The organism is Kribbella sp. NBC_01245, from assembly GCF_036226525.1.
Taxonomy (GTDB): Bacteria; Actinomycetota; Actinomycetes; order Propionibacteriales; family Kribbellaceae; genus Kribbella.
In genome coordinates, this window is the sequence record NZ_CP108487.1 from 8,225,345 (window position 1) to 8,242,400 (window position 17,056).

Genomic DNA, 17,056 nt, shown 5'->3' on the forward strand with positions numbered 1-17,056 from the left:
CTCAGACGATGTGGCGTAGGTAGCGTTCGGGCGCTTGAAGGAACGCTTTCCAGTTTTGGACGAGTTCTAGGTCGTCCCAGGTCGTTTCGCGGATGCCCCACTCGCCGACTTCGAGGATGCGGGCGCCGGGGACGGACGCGACCACGGGGGAGTGGGTGGCGCAGAGGACTTGCGCGCCGCCGGTTGCCATTTCGCTCAGTACGCCGACCAACGCGAGGCTGGAGGAGAAGGAGAGGGCCGACTCGGGCTCGTCGATGCAATAGAGGCCTGGGCTGTCGAACCGGCTGCGCAGGATCTCCAGAAAACCCTCGCCGTGGCTCAGCTCGTGAAACCGAGGGTCGTACACGCCCGGGTTTTGTTCGAGGTACGTGTAGTAGCCGTGCATCGTCTCGGCCCGGAGGAAGAACCCCCACCGCGCGCCACCAGCGCCACGGGTCAGCCGGATCTGCCCGGACAGCGGTGACTCGGATTCACGCGTACTCACCCGCGCGCCGGTCGATCCGCCCTCGGGCGACATGCCGAAGGCGATCGCGATGGCCTCGACCAAGGTGGATTTGCCCGCGCCGTTCTCGCCGACCAGGAACGTGACGCCGGGGGAAAGATCGAGGCCGTCGCGCAAGAGCTGCGCGACGGCCGGGATCGTATGAGGCCACTCCGAGCCGGGTGAGACGCCGTCAGCCGCCTGCACCCGACGTACCGGATGTGTCTCGAAGGGCACTACCTACTCGTCTTCGTCGTCCAGGCGGGCCAGCCAGGTGGCGAACCGCTCGATCGGCGTTTCGAACTCGGGGTTCAGGTCGACGAACTCGCGCAGCCTCTCGGCCACCCAGGCCAGCGTGACGTCTTCCTCGCCACGCCGGCTCTCGAGCTCCTCGATCCCTCTGTCGGTGAAGTACACGTCAGCTGAAGGCCTGCTTCAGCAGCGTGGACTGCTCGGCGGTGTGCACACTGTGCGAACCGACGGACGTCGCGGACATGTCCGTCCGCGACACCCGGTAGAACGGCTTGCCACCGAGGTGCTGGGTCAGGTTCAGCGCCATGAACGGCCACGGGCCCTGGTTGGCCGGCTCGTCCTGAACCCAGCGGATCTCCTGCAGGTTCGGGTACTTGGCGAGCTCCGCCTGGATCTCGGCCACCGGCAGCGGGTAGAGCTGCTCGACCCGGACGATCGCGGTGCTGAGCTTGTCCGGCTCGACCTTCTTGCGCTCGGCGAACAGGTCCCAGGCGACGCGGCCGGATGACAGCAGCACCCGCTCGACACCACTCGCGACCGCGGGATCGGTGGACGTCTCGGTGTCGCCGATGATCGGCTGGAACGCACCCCGAGTGAACTCCTCGGGCTGCGAGGTGGCCGCCTTGAGCCGGAGCAGCTGCTTCGGCGTGAAGATGATCAGCGGGTGGTGCTCCTCGCCGAGCGAGTGGCGCCGCAGCAGGTGGAAGTACGACGCGGGGGTCGACGGCTGCGCGACGGTCATCGCGTCCTCGGCGCAGAGCGTGAGGAAGCGCTCAATCCGGGCCGAGCTGTGGTCCGGGCCCTGCCCCTCGTAACCGTGCGGCAGCAGCAGCACGACCCCGGACTTCTGGCCCCACTTCGCCTCACCGGACGAGATGTACTCGTCGATGATGCTCTGCGCGCCGTTCACGAAGTCACCGAACTGCGCCTCCCAGAGCACCAGCGCCTCCGGACGCGCCACCGAGTAGCCGTACTCGAAACCGAGCGCGGCGTACTCGCTGAGCAGCGAGTCGTAGACGTAGAAGTTCTCCTGGCCCTCGTCGAGGTGCTGCAGCGGCGTGTAGTCCTGACCGGTGACCCGGTCGATGATCGTCGCGAACCGCTGCGAGAACGTGCCGCGGCGGCTGTCCTGACCGGCGAGCCGGACCGGACGGCCCTGCAGCAGCAGCGAACCGAAGCCGATGATCTCCGCCGTACCCCAGTCGATCGGGCCTTGCGTGATCGCGGCGGCCCGGCGCTGCAGCTGCGGCAGCACCTTCGGGTGCGCGGTGAAGCCCTCCGGCAGCGTGGTGTACGCGTCGGCGATCTTCTTCAGCACCTCCGGCGTGGTCGCGGTCGCGTCCGGACCCTCGGGCTTGTCCGGGTAGACCGGCACCGTCACGTACGGCGGCGGCGTGTCCGGCTCGGACTTGGCCTCGCGCACCTCGGTGAAGACCCGCTCCAGCCGCTGCTGGAAGTCGCGCAGAACCTGCTCGGCCTCCTCGACGGTGATGTCGCCACGGCCGATCAGGGACTCGGTGTAGAGCTTGCGCACCGAACGCTTCTGCTCGATCAGGTCGTACATCAACGGCTGGGTGAAGCTCGGGTCGTCGCCCTCGTTGTGGCCGCGACGGCGGTAGCAGACCAGGTCGATGACGACGTCCTTGTTGAACGCCTGGCGGTACTCGAAGGCGAGATCCGCGACCCGGATGCAGGCCTCGGGGTCGTCGCCGTTCACGTGGAAGATCGGCGCCTGCACCATCCGCGCGACGTCCGTGCAGTACATGGACGAACGCGACGAGGCCGGCGAGGTGGTGAAGCCGACCTGGTTGTTGACGATGACGTGGATCGTGCCGCCGGTGCGGTAACCGCGCAGCTGCGACAGGTTCAGCGTCTCCGCGACGACGCCCTGGCCGGCGAAGGCCGCGTCACCGTGGACCAGCACCGGCAGGACCGGGAAGACCGCGCCCTGGTTCAGGATGTCCTGCTTGGCGCGGGTGATGCCCTCCAGGACCGGGTCGACGGTCTCCAGGTGGGACGGGTTCGCCGCGACCGACACCTTGATCTTGTCGCCGAACTCGGACACGAACTCGCCCTCGGCGCCCAGGTGGTACTTCACGTCACCCGAGCCCTGGACCGTGCGCGGGTCGATGTTGCCGTCGAACTCGCGGAAGATCTGGCTGTACGACTTGCCGACGATGTTGGCCAGCACGTTCAGCCGGCCGCGGTGGGCCATGCCGATGGTGACCTCGTCGAGCCCGGCACCAGCGGCCTCTTCGCAGATCTCGTCCAGCAGCGGGATGGTCGTCTCGCCACCTTCGAGCGAGAAGCGCTTCTGGCCGACGTACTTCGTCTGCAGGAAGGTCTCGAACGCCTCGGCCTCGTTCAGCTTGGCGAGGATGCGGAGCTGCTCTTCGCGCGGCGGCTTGGTGTGCGGCCGCTCGACCCGCTCCTGGATCCACTTGCGCTGTTCCGGGTCCTGGATGTGCATGTACTCGATACCGACCGTGCGGCAGTACGAGTCGCGCAGGATGCCGAGGATCTCGCGCAGCTTGAGGAAGCGGCGATCGCTCTGCGCACCGAACGACCCGGTCGCGAACTCACGGTCCAGGTCCCACAGGGTCAGACCGTGCGTGGCGACGTCCAGGTCCGGGTGGCTGCGCTGCTTGTACTCCAGCGGGTCGGTGTCGGCCATGATGTGGCCGCGCACCCGGTAGGCGTGGATCAGCTCGAGGATGCGCGCCTGCTTGGAGACGTCCTCCTCGTGGCTGTGCGGCAGGTCCTGGGCCCAGCGGATCGGCTCATACGGGATCCGCAGCGCCTGGAAGATCTCGTCGTAGAAACCCTCCTCGCCGAGCAGCAGCTTGTGCAGCCGGCGCAGGAACTCACCCGACTGGGCGCCCTGGATGATGCGGTGGTCGTACGTCGAGGTCAGCGTCATCACTTTGCTGACCGCGAGCTTGGCCATCGTCTCCTCGGCCGCCCCCTGGTACGCCGGGGGGTACTCCATGGCGCCGACGCCGACGATCGCGCCCTGGCCCTTCATCAGCCGCGGCACGGAGTGCTGGGTGCCGATGGTGCCGGGGTTGGTCAGGCTGATCGACGTGCCCTGGAAGTCCGGCAGCGCGAGCTTGTTGTCGCGGGCCCGGCGCACGATGTCCTCATACGCCATCCAGAAGTCGGCGAAGGTCATCGTGTCGGCGCCCTTGATCGACGGCACCAGCAGCTGCCGGGTGCCGTCGGGCTTCTGCATGTCGATGGCCAGGCCGAGGTTGATGTGGGCCGGCTTCACCACCGTCGGCTTGCCGTCGACCTCTTCGTAGTACGCGTTCATCTCGGGCAGCGTCTTGAGCGCCTTGACCAGAGCCCAGCCGACCATGTGGGTGAACGAGACCTTGCCACCCCGCGCGCGCTTGAGGTGGTTGTTGATCACGATCCGGTTGTCGATCATCAGCTTGACCGGCACCTGCCGGACGCTGGTGGCCGTCGGGACCTCGAGGCTCGACTCCATGTTCTGCACGGTCCGCGCGGGGGCACCGCGCAGAATCGTCCGCTCGGGCTCTGCCTGGGCGGGTGCGGACTTGGGTTGCGCGCTGGGCGGCTGGTTCACCGTGCCTCCGGTCGGGCTGCCGCTACCGGCAGGTGCTGCTGTGGTCGGGGAAGTTGCTGGTGCTTTCGCGGCCGGGGCCGCGGTGGGTACGGCGTTGGGCTGCCCGGCGGTCGGCTGCGCGGCCTTGGGCTGTACGGCGGTCGGCTGGCTCGGCGCCGTCGGCGTCGTTGGCTGGGCCGGTGCGGGAGAACCCGGAGCTACCGGCTGCGCGGTGGCGGCAATGCTCGACGCGGGCGCGGCCGGAGCCGTACCACGGCCGGGCGCCTCGGGCGTCTTGTTGTCGGAAACGGCATCCGGGCGCGGGGCGTCGTTGGAAGTGCCCTTGGTCGTCCGGTTCGCACCGGTATCCGGGGTGTACCCCTTGAAGAATTCCCACCAGGCCCTGTCCACCGAGTTCGGATCCTGGAGGAACTTCTGGTACATCTCGTCGACCAGCCATTCGTTCGCGCCGAAGGCTGCAAGCGGGTTCGTTTCTGATGGCTCGGTGGCCACTGGGCAGTTCGCCTCTTCCGATCGTGTCAAGTGCCGCTGGTGTGCATGCCGAAGTTATGGGGCCGAAAGTTATGGGTAGGTCCCGAGGGCAAGGCTAATAGCAGGCCCCACACTTCTACAGCCCGGGCCTACCGGACCAGTCGCCCCACTGGTTGCGTCCGGCACCGGTTCGGGGGCCGATCCGGCTGGTCCGTCGATCAAAGGCCTGTGCACAGACCGTAAAGGGCGGTTCCGACACTGTTCGCAAGCTGATTCGTACACTACGCGCTGTGGCGAACGTCACGCCCCGCCTTCACCAGGATTTCACCGGTTGACCAACCGGCGGACCAGCTTCAGCCCTGACCAGGTGCCATCGATCGCGCACACCTTCACGTCCACGACGCCCAGTGGCAGCGCCAGCTCCCGGACGCCGTTCTCGTTGAGGTCGGTCGCGACCCCTGACGATCGCTTCGGCCACGCGACCCAGATCATCCCGGCCGTGGTCGTACGCTCGAGCAGCACGGGCAACCGGCCGGCCAGCCGAGCCCGATCCGGGCAGAACGCCAGCACTATGTCGTACTCCCGGGTGTCCGCGCTTTCGGCGGTCTGCGCGCCGTCCGGCAGGCCCTCGATCGCGAACCCGGGTGGCGCGTTGTCGAGCCATACCGTCTGCCCCGGTTTGACCCCAAGCTTCGCGGCAAGCGGCTTCCCGGAATACCCACTGGTCATAACCCTGATGCTAGGCCGAGTGGCATTGGTGGGGATGTGGACTGGTGGGCGGCATACTGGCCCGCATGGCGCTGACTGACGAGGCGATCGTCAAGATCAAGTCGATGATCACTTCCGGGGAGCTGGGACCAGGGGACCGGTTGCCCAAGGAAGCGGATCTGGCTGCCCGGCTCGGGTTGTCGCGCAATTCGCTGCGCGAGGCGGTCAAGGCGCTGACGCTGGTCAACGTGCTGGACGTGCGGCACGGCGACGGCACCTATGTCACCAGTCTCGACTCGGCGCATCTGCTCGACGCCTTGAGCTTCATGGTCGACCTGCACCAGGACGATTCGGTCCTGCAGTTCTTCGAGGTACGACGCCTGCTCGAGCCTGGCGTCGCGGCGCTCGCGGCCGGGCGGATCACCCCGGAGGAGCTCACCAACCTGCGTGAGCTGACGAGCTCGCTCACGGCGGAAGCGGACGTCGACGACCTCGTCGCCAACGACCTGCGCTTCCATCGGGCCATCGCCGAGGCCACTGGCAACGCCGTCGTCTGTTCGCTGCTGGACGGCGTCTCGGGTGCCACTCAACGGGCGCGGGTCTGGCGCGGGATCACCCAGTCCGGCGCGGTCGAGCGGACGCTCGCGGAGCACAACGCCATTCTCGACGCGCTCGAAGCCGGTGACGCCGACGCGGCTCGCGCGTGGATGACCGCGCACATCGTCGGGGTCGAGACCTGGCTGCGCAAGGCCGCCACGTCCGACTGAAGTAATCGGTTGAACGACCCTTCGGCGGTGGCTACCATGACGGAGTCTTATTGCCGTTGATCGGAGTGATGGTTGCTCGCTTGAGATCGAACTCTCGCCGTTGGCCGCCCCAATTCTGGGTGTGTGGCCTCGACATCGATCTCAGGAGTGTCCATGGTCAACTCTCATATCAGCACGGCCCTTTCCTGCACTGACCTGCATTTCGCCTGGCCCGACGGTGACGTCGTCTTCGACGGATTGTCGTTCGTGGCCGGCCCGGTTCGCTCCGGGCTGGTCGGGCGCAACGGCACCGGTAAGTCGACCCTGTTGCGGTTGATCGCCGGCCGGCTGAAACCCCAGGGCGGTGTGGTGAAGTACGCCGGCACGCTCGGCTATCTCCCGCAGGACCTCACCCTCGACGTCACGCTCTCGGTCGACCAGGCCCTCGGTATCGCCACCACCCGTCAAGCCATCGCGGCCATCGAGGCGGGTGACGCGTCCGAGGCCAACTTCGCCGCGGTCGGTGACGAGTGGGACGTGGAGGAGCGGGCCGAGGCGATGCTCGGCAAACTCGGCCTCGGCAAGATCGGCCTCGACCGGCGGATCGCCGAGCTGTCGGGTGGCGAGACGATCCTGCTCGGCCTGGCCGCCGAGCTGATGCGCCGCCCGGACGTGCTGCTGCTCGACGAGCCCACCAACAACCTCGACCTGAACGCACGGCACCGCTTGTACGACGCCGTCGCGTCCTTCCGTGGTGCGTTGCTGGTGGTCAGCCACGACCGCGAGTTGCTCGACCAGGTGGACCAGATCGGCGAGCTGCGGCAAGGCGATCTCACCTGGTACGGCGGCAACCTCACGGCGTACGAGCAGGCCGTCGCGATCGAGCAAGAAGCAGCCGAGCGGATGGTGCGCGCGGCCGAATCCGACGTACGGAGGCAGAAACGTGAACTGATCGAGGCCCGGATGAAGATCGACAAGCGGGCGGCCCAAGGGCAACGGGCCCAGGACGCGGGCGGTATTCCGAAGATCGTCGCGGGCGGTTTGAAGCGGAGCGCGCAGGTCGCGGCCGGGAAACACCGGAACCTGCACATCGATCGGCTCGAAACCGCAAAGGAATCCCTGGCCGAGGCTGAGGCTCGCGTCCACGATGACGACAGCATCCGGATCGACCTGCCAGCCACCGCCGTACCGGCCGGGCGGATCGTCGTTCAACTGGACGGGCTGGCGCTGAGGACCGGCCAGGAGATCGAGCTGGAGATCCGGGGGCCGGAGCGGATCGCCCTGGTCGGGGCCAACGGCGCGGGCAAGAGCACGTTGTTGCACGCCATCGTCAACGCGCAGGCGCCGGTCGTGCCGTACCGGTTGCTGCCGCAGCGGCTCGACCTGCTGCGGGATGACCTGACCATCGCGGAAAACCTGGCTCTCAGTGCACCGCATGCCGACAACAACGAAAGACGCGCTCGGCTCGCGCGGTTCCTCTTCCGAGGGCGTGCTGCGGATCAGCTTGTCGGCACGTTGTCGGGTGGCGAGCGGTTCCGGGCGACGCTGGCGGCGTTACTGCTGGCGGAACCACCGCCGCAGTTGCTGATGCTGGACGAGCCGACGAACAACCTCGACCTGGCGAGTGTGGCCCAGCTGACCGACGCCCTCGCGTCGTACGCCGGGGCCTTGATCGTGGCGAGCCACGACCTGCCCTGGCTGCGGTCGATCGGCATCACCCGCTGGCTCCAACTCGACGACGACGGCCTGACGGCCATCGACCCACTCTGACCTGGAAGGGGGACTGATGATCACGAGTACGGATCTCAAGTTCGCCTGGCCGGACGGAGCCGTCGTGTTCGACGGCCTGTCGTTCGTGGCCGGCCCGGTCCGCACCGGGCTGGTCGGCCGCAATGGCACCGGCAAGTCCACCCTGCTGCGGCTGATCGCCGGCCGCTTGACGCCGCAGCAGGGCGACATCCGGTACGCCGGAACGCTCGGCTATCTCCCGCAAGACCTGCCACTCGACGTGGCGCAGACGGTCGCCGAGGTCCTCGGTATCGCCGTCATCCGTCAGGCCATCGCGGCCATCGAGGCGGGTGACACGTCCGAGGCCAACTTCGCCGTGGTCGGTGACGAGTGGGACGTGGCGGAGGAGGCCGAGGTCATGCTGGCCAAGGTCGGCCTCGGCGCGATCGGCCTCGACCGGCGGATCGGTGAACTGTCCGGTGGCGAGACCATCCTGCTCGGCCTCGCGGCGGAGCTGTTGCGGCGACCGGACGTGCTGCTCCTCGACGAACCCACCAACAACCTCGATCGCGACACCCGGCTCAAGCTGTACGACGCGGTCGACGCCTTCCGGGGCACGCTGCTGGTCGTCAGTCACGACCGGGAGCTGCTCGACAAGGTGGACCAGATCGGCGAGCTCCGCCAGGGCGAACTCACCTGGTACGGCGGCAACCTGACCGCCTACGAGCAGATCGTCGCGATCGAGCAGGAGGCGGCGCAGCGTTTGGTCCGGACGGCGGCGGCCGATCTGCGCAAGCAGAAGCGCGATCTGGCCGCGGCCCGGGTCCAGCTCGACCGGCGAGTGCGGTACGGCCAGAAGATGTGGAACACCAAACGCGAGCCAAAGGTGGTGATGGGTAATCGGAAGCAGTCCGCGCAAGTTGCCGCCGGCAAACATCGGAACCTGCACCTGGACCGGGTCAAGTCGGCCCAGGACGCGCTGACCCACGCCGAGGCGCTGGTGTACGACGACGACTCCATCCGCATCGACCTGCCGGGAACGGCTGTCCCCACCGGCCGGTTGGTTGTGCGGCTCGAGCGGCACCGGCTCGCCACCGGTCAGCGGATCGACCTGGAGGTGCGCGGGCCGGAGCGGATCGCCCTGGTCGGGGCGAATGGTGTCGGCAAGACGACTCTGCTGCGAGCCATCGATCCGTTGGTGCCGAGCGGGTTCCTGCCGCAGCGGCTCGACCTGCTGCGGAACAACCTGACCATCGCGGAAAACCTCGCTATCAGGGCGCCGGAGGCCGACAAGAACAAGAGGCGCGCTCGGTTGGCGCGGTTCCTGTTCCGCGGGCGGGCGGCGGATCAGCTGGTCGGCACGCTGTCGGGTGGTGAGCGGTTCCGGGCGACGCTGGCCGCGTTGCTGCTGGCGGAACCGCCGCCGCAGTTGCTGATGCTGGACGAGCCGACGAACAACCTCGACCTGGCGAGTGCGGCTCAGCTGACCGATGCGCTCGCGGCGTACCAAGGGGCGCTGATCGTGGCCAGCCATGATCACGCTTGGCTGGCCACGATCGGCATCACCCGATGGCTGTCGCTGTCCGCCGACGGTCTCAAGGGGTAGGGGCGTCCGGACGGATGAGCCCGGCCGAGCGAAGGTCCGACCAGACCTCGGCCGGGATCGTCGTACGGGCGAGCTCGGCGTTGGCGTGGACCTGGGCGGCGTTCCGGGCGCCAACGGCGACGCCGGCCACGGCCGGGTGCGCGAGTGGGAACGCCAACGCCGCTGCGGGCAGCGTGACGCCGTGGGACTCGCACACGTCGGCTAGCCGGTTTGCCTTGTCTATAAGGTCTGCGGGCGCCTGTGCGTAGTTGAAGGTCGCGTCGGCCGCAGGGCGAGGGCTAGCCAGGATGCCCGAGTTGAAGATGCCTACGGCGATCACCTGTACGTCGTTCGCCAGGCAGGCGGGCATGACGTTGTCGAGCGACTGGTGATCCAGCAGGCTGTAGCGGCCGGCAAGCATGATCACGTCGACGTCTACCTCGTTGACGAACGCGGTGAGCATCTCGGCCTGGTTCATGCCTGAGCCGATCGCACCGATCACGCCCTGGTCCCGGAGCTCGATCAAGGTCGGGAACGCCGTGGCGACCGCTTCCTCGTAGTGGTCGTCCGGGTCGTGCACGAAGACCACGTCGAGCCGGTCGGTCCCGATACGGTTCAGAGAGTCCTCGATGCTCCGCAGCACGCCATCCCGGCTGAAGTCCCAGCGACGTCTACGCGTGGTGGTGACCACAAAGCCGTCGGTGTCCAGCGCAGGGCCTTCGTCGCTCTCGTAGATGATCCGTCCGACCTTGCTGGACAGGATGTACTCGTCGCGCGGCTTGTCCTGTAACGCTTTGCCAAGTCGTTCTTCGGACAGCCCGAGGCCGTAGTGCGGCGCGGTGTCGAAGTACCGCCAGCCCTCCTGCCAGGCGGCCTCGATCGTGGCTGCGGCGTCTTCGTCCGACACCTCGCTGAAGAGGTTCGCGAACGGCGCTCCGCCGAGGCCGATCCGCTGGTCGTCCGGGAACAACTTCACGGCTTCACCGCCGGTAGACGCAGGTTCTGCATGCCACCGTCGACCGCTAGCGCCGTACCGGTGGTAGAGCCGGCCAGTGGGCTCGCCAGGTACGCAATGGCTTGGGCGACCTCGTCGGCGCTTACCAGTCGGCCCATCGGCTGGCGAGCCTCTAGGTTGGCTCGCTCGGTTGCAGGATCTGTGGCGACGTCTAGCAGGCGTCCGACCCAGGGGGTGTCCGCAGTGCCCGGGTTCACGCAGTTGACGCGAATCCCTTCGCGTACGTGGTCTGCGGCCATAGCCATCGTCAGTGCGAGCACTGCGCCTTTGCTGGCGCTGTAGAGCGCACGGTTCGGCAGACCGGCTGTAGCCGCGATCGAGCACGTGTTGACGATTGCGGCGGCCTCAGAGCGTTTGAGGTACGGCAGAACCGCACGACTGACTCGGGCGATCCCCACCACGTTGACGTCTAGGACGCGGTGCCACTCCTCGTCGTCGTTGCCGGCGACTGTGCCCTGTGCGCCAATGCCTGCGTTGTTGACGAGGATGTCGATCCCGCCGAGCTGCAGAGCCGCCGCAGAGACCGCAGAGCGGACGGAGGCGTCGTCACTCACGTCTGCCGCGATTCCGTTCAACGGGCTCGGCACGTCGGGCTTGAGGTCGAAGACGACGACCTGCGCGCCCCGGGCCGCCATGAGCGAGGCGGCGGCCAGGCCGATGCCCGACGCTCCTCCGGTCACCACGGCCCGCAGGCCGGTGAAGTCCGTCACGCGATGCTCTCCTTCTGCCAACGAGCTGATAGGTCGGTCCAGACCTTGCCATCCGGATAGCGATGGTCGGTCAGGGTGGTGCTGTCCATCTCGGCGCTGTACCCAGGCCGGGTCGGCGCAAGGTATCGCCCGTCGCGCACCTCGACCGGGTCCACGAAGTGCTCGTGCAGGTGGTCGACGTACTCGATCACCCGATCCTCGGTGCTGCCGCTGACCGAGACCAGGTCGAACATCGACAGGTGCTGCACCAACTCGCACAACCCGACCCCACCCGCGTGCGGGCAGACCGGGACGCCGAACTTCGCCGCCAGCAAGAGGATCGCCACGTTCTCGTTCACCCCGGCGACCCGGGCCGAGTCGATCTGAAGGAACGACAACGACTTGGCCTGCAGCATCTGCTTGAACACGACCCGGTTCTGCACGTGCTCACCGGTCGCCACCCGGGCCGGCGCGATGGCCCGCGCGATGGCGGCATGACCGAGGATGTCGTCCGGACTCGTTGGCTCCTCGACCCACCACACGTCGTACGGCTTGAGCGCCTCGATCCAGGTGATCGCCTCGGCGACGTCCCAGCGCTGGTTGGCGTCGATCGCGATCCGGATGTCCGGGCCGACGGTCTCGCGGGCGAGCCGCATCCGGCGGATGTCGTCGTCGAGGTTCGCGCCGACCTTCAGCTTGATCTGGGTGAACCCGTCCGCGACCGCCTCACGGCACAGCCGCACCAGCTTCTCGTCGTCGTACCCGAGCCAGCCGGGGGTCGTCGTGTACGCCGGATAACCCTGCTCGCGCAGCAGCTTCTCGCGGTCGGCCCGGCCTGGTTCGGCCCGGCGCAGGATGTCGAGCGCCTCCTCGCGGGTGAGCGCGTCGGTGAGGTAGCGGAAATCGACCAGGTCGACGATCTGCTCGGGGGAGAGATCGGACAACAGCTTCCACAACGGAACGCCCGCGCGTTTGGCCGCGAGATCCCAGACGGCGTTGACGACGGCCCCGATGGCCATGTGCATGACGCCCTTCTCGGGCCCCAGCCAGCGCAGTTGGGAGTCGTGCACGAGCGACTTCCAGAAGCCGCCGAGATCGGCCAGCGTCGCCTCGACGTCGAGCCCGAGCACGTGATCGCGTAGCGCCTCGATGGCGGCCGTCTGTACGTCGTTGCCGCGCCCGATCGTGAAGGCGAAGCCGTGTCCCTCGAGGCCGTCGCCGGCATCCGTACGCAGAATCAGGTACGCCGCGGAGTAGTCCGGGTCCGCGTTCATCGCGTCGGAACCGTCCAGGTCCACGGACGTGGGGAACCGGACGTCATAGGTCTCGAACTCGGTGAAGCGACTCATCGGTACCCGTTCTTCTGCTCGGCGGCGGTGCGCCAGAATCCTATAGGATGTATGCGAAGTCGCCTATGGGTATCCAGGAATTGATCGGATCTCTTCCCGTCAGTCTCGGGCTTCGGGGGTTCGTTGGGGTGGTTTGGCGGCGGTGTTAAGGCGGTTTGGGGTGCGGCTTTGGCTCGGCGTTGTCTCGGCTCTGGGGCGGTTTTGGGCGGCTAGAGTCGGCGCATGATCCGGCGCCTGGACTCGACGGCAGAGCTCACCGAAGACGACCTGGTCGCCGCGTACGCGCCCAGCGACCGGTCCATCCCGGCGGTGCGCGCCAACATGGTCAGCAGTCTGGACGGCGCGGTAGAGGTGCTCGGCATCTCGAAAGCTCTGGGCGATACCGACGACAAGCAGATGCTCGGCCGGCTGCGAATGCTCGCCGACGCGGTGCTGGTCGGAGCGGGCACAGTCCGCGCCGAGAACTACAACCCTCTGCGCGTAGGCCCCGAACGCCAAGCCTGGCGCCGTACCCAAGGCCTCCCGGACCACCCCGTCCTCGCGATCGTCTCAAGCCGACTCGAACTCGACCCGTCCCACCGGTCCCTCGCCGAGGCGACCGTCCGCCCGATCGTCATCACGCACGCCGCCGCACCAGCCGACCGCCGTACGGCGCTGACGACCGTGGCCGACGTGGTGATCGCGGGGGAGCGCGAGGTGGATCCGGCCGTGGCCTTGGCCGAACTGAACGCCCGCGGATTTGCGCAAGTGCTCTGCGAGGGTGGTCCGGCCCTGCTCGGCGCGATCATCGCGGCAGATCTGCTGGACGAACTATGCCTTTCGCTCTCGCCATTACTCATCGGAGGCGTTTCGGGACGGATAGTGGCGGGAGTTGCGGCCGGTATGCACCGAATGTCACCCGTTCACGTGCTGCAGGGCGACGGCGGCATGCTTTTCACCCGGTATCGCCGGGAAAAAGTCGCCGGACTTTAAGGCAATCTGAAGGCCACAGGTGGAGAATTCTGCGTAAGAGCCGGTCAATGGGGGATACGGCTTCATCGCGTAGGGGGAACACCATGGCAAAGACGGGACCTCAGCGTTATCCAGGCGCCTCGGTCAAGAACTTCTGGCAGTCCAAGTGGGGCGGCGACCCGATGGAGTCGAACGTCATCGTCTGGCACTCCACCGAGGGCACCGGGCTGCCCGATTACGACGGCGGCAGCAAGGCGCCGAACTTCACCGCCAAACCGGACTTCGCCGCCAAGAAGCTGGTCTGGCACCAGCATTTCGACTTCGACGTCTCCAGCCGGGCGCTGCGCAACCTCAAGGGCGGCGTCGAGACGAACACGCTGAACGTCGTCCAGGTCGAACTCGTCGGCACGTGTGACCCGAAAACTCACGCCGAGTGGACGGCCAAGAAGTTCCAGCACCTGTTCACGCCGAGCCTGCCGGACTGGGTCATACGGGACCTCGCCGCCTTCGCCCGCTGGGCGAACGTCAACCACAAAGTCCCGCTAACGGCCGCGCCCACCTGGAAACCCTTCGACGCGTCCTTCGGTACGGCGAATGGCGTGCGAATGTCGGCAGCCAAGTGGCGAACCTTCACCGGCCACTGCGGTCACATGCACGTCCCCGAGAATAAACACGGCGACCCGGGCGCCTTCCCGATCACCAAAATCCTGGCCCTGGCGAAGGCCGCCCCCGCGCCAAGCCAACCCAAGCCGGCCGCACCCCCGCTGAAGAAGATCCACATCGTCAAAGCCGGCGAAAGCGCCTCCGGCATAGCCGCAAAACACCACATCACCCTGGCCGCCCTAATAAAGGCCAACCCCCGCCTAAAACCCAACCCCAACCTCATCCACCCCGGCGAAAAACTAACCATCCCCGCCTAACCCGCCTACCCAACACGTCGACCATTTCCCACCCTTGCGTTGATTCGTCTGCATCCGCTCGCCCCTTCTGTGCGGCGGGTCAGTCTGGTCGCCTACGTGGGCGGGCGGATTCGGACGAATCAACGCTAACCGCCTGCCCGGTATCACCTTTGGCCACGGGGTTTTTGGTGGGCACCCGTCCCCCTGAGTTCTCCCGAATTGTCAGGTGAACCCGGGCCGCGTCAAGGGCTTCATCGGCTAGCGCCGACGCTAACGCGCCCTTGACCCGACCCGGCTCCACCAAAGGCAGCGGGCTATCAGGGGGACGGGTGAGGTCTGCCCGTCTGCATCACCTGGTGCCGTTTCGCGAACGGCCAGGTGATGCCGTTCACGAATGGCCAGGTCATGCCATTCGCGAACGGCGAGCGGTGCCGTACCCGGGAGGCGACCGGTGCCGTTCACGATTGGCCGGGGGGGGGGGGGGGGGGGGGTGCCGTTCACGGATGGCCGGCTGATGCCGTTCGCCAGTCCGCGGCTCCCATGGTCGAGCCGCCTCGCTGCGGCGGGATGGCCGGGTGGTGCCGTTGACGGATGGTCGGGTGGTGCCGTTCTCGGCTGGCGGGCTATTCGCGGAATGCTTTCGCCTGGCGGTGGTGAAGAGCCCGTTCGCCGTGAGGCCGACGAGTCGCGAGGGGTAGCCACCGGGCGGGTGGGTTCCCCCCTCGGATTCCGGGGTGGTAACCCGCCTCGCGGATGGCCAGCCACTCCCAGCACCTACCGCTCCCGCCGATGCCTCCGGCGGTCGTCCTATTCCGAGGGTCGACCTGCGGAATGGGGGGTGGACTCGCCAGATTTGGCGGGTCGACTCCCCATTCCGGATGTCGACCCTCGGAATAGGGCGGGCGCTCACCGCTGCGGAGCCGCGCTCACCGCTGCGGAGCCGCGCTCGCCGATGTGGAGCTGCGCTTCCCGATTCGGAGGGTTAACCGCCGAGGTGGTGGGTTCGCCCTCGTGATCGGAGGGGTTAGCCCGGGATTTTGGCGGTTACGTCTGAGGTTCTGGGTTCCGGGCCGTTTACTTGGCACCGGAACCCAGGAGATGAGGGGATAACGCACGATTTGCGGGCGCCAAACCACCACGAAGACGCGCAGCTTCATCTTCCTGAGCGAACTGGACGTTTTCAGGCGCGAAAAACGTCCAGTTGACTCAGGAAGCCGCATCACTGGCCATCCCAGAACGGAAGGCGTACGCAAACGGTCATACCCCACCCGGCCCCCTGATAGCCGGCCGCCTTTGGCCGGTTTGGGTCGGGTCAAGGGCGCGTTAGCGTCACCGTTAGGTGATGGAGCCCTTGACGCGGCCCGGACCGGCCTGACAATTCGCAAGAACTCAGGGGGCCGGGTGCCACCCCACCACTCACCACCCACCACGCCCAACAAACCCGAAGCCCGCCCGCACCCCAAGGCAATCCGGGACGCGAGGCGGGCTTCGAAGGCGACCGAAAAGCTTAAGCGCCAGAAGGTCCGACGACCCAAGCGGCTAGGCGGCCGGCTTCACCGGAGCCGGGACCCCGAAGGCCTTGGCGGTGTCGGTGAGGATCACCCAGGCACCCTGCAGACCAACAGCCGTCATCCACGTGATGTCCGAAACCTCGTGCACCTTAGGCGTCAGCGGCCCCCAAAGCGGGTTCGCCTTGAACTGCGCCTTGGTCTTCTCGCCCTGCCCCTTGTCATCGGCATAAACCGTCACGAAGATCGCATCGGCGTCAGCGTCCTTAATACGCTCAGCGCTGATCTCCGCCGCGAAGTCCTCGACATCCTGGGACTTCGGCCGCGCCAGCCCGGCATCCTTGAAGACGATTCCCGAGAAGCTCGCCTTCTGATACAGCCGAGTCGGACCATCGAGGAACCGGACCACCGAGATCGTCGGATTACCGGCTTTCTTGTTGACCGCGTCGCCGACCGTCTTGGCCGCGGTCTCGTACTGCTTGAGCTCCTGCTCGGCGAGGGCATCCTGACCAAGGGCCTTGCCGACCATCCGGATGTTGTCCTTCCAGGTCGGGCCGGTGGTCTCGGACATCACCGTCGGCGCGATCTTGGCGAGCTGGTCGTACAGCTTCTCGTGCCGGACCTTGGCGGAGATGATCAGGTCGGGCTTGAGGGCCTGGATCTTCTCGAGGTTCGGCTCGGCGAGGGTGCCGACGCTCTGCGCTTCCGCGGCGAACTTCGTCCGGTCGTCGCCGAGGTAGTCGGGCAGCGAGCCGTTGATCGTGCGGTACTCGGTGAAGCCGACGACCTGGGTGTCCAGGCTCAGCGTCGCGTCGACGAAGCTGGCGTCCAGCGCGACCACGCGCTTGGGCTTGGCCGGGATGTCGGTCTTGCCCATCGCGTGCTCGACCGTGCGCGGGAAACCCTCGCCCGCTTGGCCTGCGGCCTTGTCGTCGGTAGCGCCGTCATCGGAACCGGAACCGCAGCCGGTGAGGGCGAGCGCGGTGACGGCGAGCAGGGCGGTGGCTAGGCGTGGAAGGCGGGGGAGGCGCACGGAATCTCCTGAAGCATCGGTTACTGTTCCTGCACCCTACTTCACGAGTAAG

General features: G+C 67.2%; 13 protein-coding genes. 5 read left to right on the top strand and 8 right to left on the bottom strand.

From position 1 onward, the window contains the following. Nucleotide 1 precedes the first annotated feature (1 nt). The 4 genes from OG394_RS37845 to OG394_RS37860 form a co-directional block, all read right to left on the bottom strand. The gene (locus OG394_RS37845; protein ID WP_328992126.1) at nucleotides 2-718 is read right to left on the bottom strand and encodes an AAA family ATPase; all 717 of its coding nucleotides are present in this window, start codon (nucleotides 716-718) and stop codon (nucleotides 2-4) included. Between the two features lie 3 nt (nucleotides 719-721). Beyond that, on the bottom strand, nucleotides 722-898 hold the full coding sequence (locus OG394_RS37850) for a DUF6104 family protein (protein ID WP_328992127.1): 177 nt from the start codon (nucleotides 896-898) through the stop codon (nucleotides 722-724). A gap of 1 nt (nucleotide 899) precedes the next feature. Next, a complete protein-coding gene (locus OG394_RS37855; protein WP_328992128.1) occupies nucleotides 900-4,814 on the bottom strand; it encodes a multifunctional oxoglutarate decarboxylase/oxoglutarate dehydrogenase thiamine pyrophosphate-binding subunit/dihydrolipoyllysine-residue succinyltransferase subunit in 3,915 nt (1,304 codons plus the stop codon). Between the two features lie 303 nt (nucleotides 4,815-5,117). Continuing rightward, nucleotides 5,118-5,522, bottom strand: coding sequence for a DUF3052 domain-containing protein (locus OG394_RS37860; RefSeq protein WP_328992129.1), 405 nt, complete (start codon nucleotides 5,520-5,522; stop codon nucleotides 5,118-5,120). A 65-nt stretch (nucleotides 5,523-5,587) separates the two neighbouring features. Between OG394_RS37860 and OG394_RS37865 the strand changes: the two genes are divergently transcribed. The 3 genes from OG394_RS37865 to OG394_RS37875 all read left to right on the top strand — a co-directional run bounded on the left by OG394_RS37865 (nucleotide 5,588) and on the right by OG394_RS37875 (nucleotide 9,581). Further along, nucleotides 5,588-6,268, top strand: coding sequence for a FadR/GntR family transcriptional regulator (locus tag OG394_RS37865; protein WP_328992130.1), 681 nt, complete (start codon nucleotides 5,588-5,590; stop codon nucleotides 6,266-6,268). Between the two features lie 153 nt (nucleotides 6,269-6,421). Then, a complete protein-coding gene (locus OG394_RS37870; protein ID WP_328992131.1) occupies nucleotides 6,422-8,017 on the top strand; it encodes an ABC-F family ATP-binding cassette domain-containing protein in 1,596 nt (531 codons plus the stop codon). Between the two features lie 16 nt (nucleotides 8,018-8,033). Further along, nucleotides 8,034-9,581, top strand: coding sequence for an ABC-F family ATP-binding cassette domain-containing protein (locus OG394_RS37875; protein ID WP_328992132.1), 1,548 nt, complete (start codon nucleotides 8,034-8,036; stop codon nucleotides 9,579-9,581). Here the strand turns inward: OG394_RS37875 and OG394_RS37880 are convergent. The 3 genes from OG394_RS37880 to OG394_RS37890 are packed head-to-tail and all read right to left on the bottom strand — an operon-like array spanning nucleotide 9,571 to nucleotide 12,613. Further along, nucleotides 9,571-10,536: an aldo/keto reductase gene (locus OG394_RS37880; RefSeq protein WP_328992133.1), complete on the bottom strand. Its 966-nt coding sequence runs from the start codon at nucleotides 10,534-10,536 to the stop codon at nucleotides 9,571-9,573. The genes OG394_RS37875 and OG394_RS37880 overlap by 11 nt on opposite strands. Next, nucleotides 10,533-11,285 (bottom strand): SDR family NAD(P)-dependent oxidoreductase, encoded by a 753-nt coding sequence (locus tag OG394_RS37885; RefSeq protein WP_328992134.1) that lies wholly within the window; start codon nucleotides 11,283-11,285, stop codon nucleotides 10,533-10,535. The genes OG394_RS37880 and OG394_RS37885 overlap by 4 nt, the downstream gene beginning before the upstream one ends. Further along, nucleotides 11,282-12,613 carry an L-fuconate dehydratase gene (locus tag OG394_RS37890; RefSeq protein ID WP_328992135.1) on the bottom strand — a complete coding sequence of 444 codons (1,332 nt, stop codon included), beginning with the start codon at nucleotides 12,611-12,613 and terminating at the stop codon, nucleotides 11,282-11,284. Before OG394_RS37890 ends, OG394_RS37885 begins: the two co-directional genes overlap by 4 nt. Nucleotides 12,614-12,835: 222 nt before the next feature. Between OG394_RS37890 and OG394_RS37895 the strand changes: the two genes are divergently transcribed. Together OG394_RS37895 and OG394_RS37900 are read left to right on the top strand one after the other, a co-directional pair. After that, a complete protein-coding gene (locus OG394_RS37895; protein WP_328992136.1) occupies nucleotides 12,836-13,585 on the top strand; it encodes a pyrimidine reductase family protein in 750 nt (249 codons plus the stop codon). 83 nt (nucleotides 13,586-13,668) lie between these two features. After that, nucleotides 13,669-14,484 (top strand): LysM peptidoglycan-binding domain-containing protein, encoded by an 816-nt coding sequence (locus tag OG394_RS37900; protein ID WP_328992137.1) that lies wholly within the window; start codon nucleotides 13,669-13,671, stop codon nucleotides 14,482-14,484. 1,518 nt (nucleotides 14,485-16,002) lie between these two features. Here the strand turns inward: OG394_RS37900 and OG394_RS37905 are convergent. Next, the gene (locus OG394_RS37905; protein WP_328992138.1) at nucleotides 16,003-17,004 is read right to left on the bottom strand and encodes an ABC transporter substrate-binding protein; all 1,002 of its coding nucleotides are present in this window, start codon (nucleotides 17,002-17,004) and stop codon (nucleotides 16,003-16,005) included. Between the last annotated feature and the right edge of the window lie 52 nt (nucleotides 17,005-17,056).

What these genes read in the sequence shown, in the direction of transcription:
- OG394_RS37860 (WP_328992129.1), bottom strand. Translation starts at nt 5,522, where the DNA reads ATGACCAGTGGGTATTCCGGGAAGCCGCTTGCCGCGAAGCTTGGGGTC.
- OG394_RS37865 (WP_328992130.1), top strand. Translation starts at nt 5,588, where the DNA reads ATGGCGCTGACTGACGAGGCGATCGTCAAGATCAAGTCGATGATCACT.
- OG394_RS37870 (WP_328992131.1), top strand. Translation starts at nt 6,422, where the DNA reads ATGGTCAACTCTCATATCAGCACGGCCCTTTCCTGCACTGACCTGCAT.
- OG394_RS37875 (WP_328992132.1), top strand. Translation starts at nt 8,034, where the DNA reads ATGATCACGAGTACGGATCTCAAGTTCGCCTGGCCGGACGGAGCCGTC.
- OG394_RS37890 (WP_328992135.1), bottom strand. Translation starts at nt 12,613, where the DNA reads ATGAGTCGCTTCACCGAGTTCGAGACCTATGACGTCCGGTTCCCCACG.
- OG394_RS37895 (WP_328992136.1), top strand. Translation starts at nt 12,836, where the DNA reads ATGATCCGGCGCCTGGACTCGACGGCAGAGCTCACCGAAGACGACCTG.
- OG394_RS37900 (WP_328992137.1), top strand. Translation starts at nt 13,669, where the DNA reads ATGGCAAAGACGGGACCTCAGCGTTATCCAGGCGCCTCGGTCAAGAAC.